Source organism: Streptomyces sp. UH6, from assembly GCF_013421635.1.
Classification (GTDB): domain Bacteria; phylum Actinomycetota; class Actinomycetes; order Streptomycetales; family Streptomycetaceae; genus Streptomyces; species Streptomyces abyssomicinicus.
This window is the reverse complement of the sequence record NZ_JACADT010001126.1, coordinates 1-1,723: the sequence shown is the minus strand read 5'-3', so window position 1 is coordinate 1,723 and position 1,723 is coordinate 1. Positions and strand designations below refer to the sequence as shown.

Genomic DNA, 1,723 nt, shown 5'->3' with positions numbered 1-1,723 from the left:
CCATCCCGGGTCCGTGCCCCCGGAGGCCTTCCCGGACGGACCGCCCGACGGGTACACCCCGACCGAGCGGAACCTCCCGGTGATCCGCCGTGGAGACACGCTGCAGCTCACCCCGTCGGCGGCCGGAGCCCCCGCCGCCGCGGAGGCTCCGGCCGCCGGGCAGCCCGCTCCCGGCCCGCTCTACGTCGTGGGCGACGTCCACGGCTACCTCGACGAACTCCTCGACGCGCTGCGCGACCAGGGCATCGTCGACGAGAACGGCAACTGGTCGGCGGGCAACACCCGGTTGTGGTTCCTGGGCGACTTCACCGACCGGGGCCCGGACGGCGTCGGCGTGATCGAGCTGGTGATGCGACTGTCGGCCGAAGCCGCGGCGTCCGGCGGCTACTGCAAGGCGCTGCTGGGCAACCACGAACTGCTCCTGCTCGGTGCCAAGCGGTACGGCGACACCCCGGTCAACTCCGGTGCCGGGACCGCCACCTTCCAGGCGGCCTGGCTGCTCAACGGCGGCCAGAAGACGGACATGGAGCGCCTCCAGGACCACCACCTCCAGTGGATGGCCCGGCTGGCAGCGATGGAGGAGGTCGACGGCCACCTCCTGGTGCACTCCGACACCACCGCGTACCTGGAGTTCGGCGGCTCCATCCAGGAGGTCAACGACACCGTGCGGGAGACCCTGACCCGCAACGACGCGGACGAGGTCTGGGACCTGTTCCGCAAGTTCACCAAGCGGTTCGCCTTCCGCGACTCCGGCGGTGCGCAGGCCGCCCGTGAACTCCTCGACGCCTACGGCGGCACCCGGATCGTCCACGGCCACAGCCCGATCCCCTACCTCACCGGTGAGGCCGGCGCGGAGGACGGCGAGTCCGGCCACGGCCGCCCGCTCATCGACGGCCCGCACATCTATGCCGACGGACTCGCCGTCGCCATGGACGGCGGAGTCACCATGGCCGGCACCCTCCTGGTCCGCCGCCTGCCGATCGTCTGAGGACGAGGCTCCCGACGAAGCGTCCGGGCCCGGGCCAGTGGCCCGGGCCCGGCGCGCGCCTGCGCGAGGCTGCGCGTGCCGGGCCCGAGACCGGCCGCGGACCATCACGTCCCTTGCGCCACAAGGCTGTTCACGCGTCACGCCAGTTGTCCGATCCGGCTTCCGTCCGGCGGCGAAAACGTGAAACCTCCCGTAATCCCCTTGTCATCACCCGCCGCCGCGGCACTACCATCGGACTATCCGTAGCAGGCTCCCCTCCGTCCCAGCCAGACGGCTCGTCGGCATGCCGAGCCACAGCCCTACGGAGCATCGGGGGATGCACATGACCAGCCACCCGCAGCAGCTGCGGAACGAGGACCGCCCCGATTTCGAGCGAGCCCTGGACGAGGCACTGCGCTCGACCCCGCGGTACACCGACCCGGCGGGGCCCGTCGGCCGCCCGAACAGCGAGCAGCTGCGCACGCTCGCCCTGGAGCGCGCCGACGAGATCATGGAGGCGGCGGCCACCGAGTACGGCCACTACCGCGACCTCCGCGAGGGCCTGCGGCACCTCGCCGACGCGGGACGGGAATCCTCCTCCGAGGCGGAAAGCCCTTCCACCCGGGCGGACGCCGACGCGACCGGTCCCGGGGCCGCCGCCGTGGCGGTCGTCCTGGCCCCGCTGCTGGCGGGGGCGTCCGCGGCCGTCCTGCTGCTGATCGGCTACGTCCTGAAGATGCTCACGCCGGAGCCGGC

The 1,723-nt window shown here is 72.7% G+C and carries 1 protein-coding gene and 1 pseudogene; both read left to right on the top strand.

Annotation, left to right across the window (positions count from 1 at the left end):
- Positions 1 to 988: metallophosphoesterase (locus HW445_RS29895; RefSeq protein WP_180223940.1), on the top strand; the 988-nt coding region annotated here is incomplete at its 5' end.
- Positions 989 to 1,304: 316 nt separating this feature from the next.
- Positions 1,305 to 1,723 (top strand): annotated as a pseudogene (locus HW445_RS29890) (hypothetical protein); the annotation flags it as partial.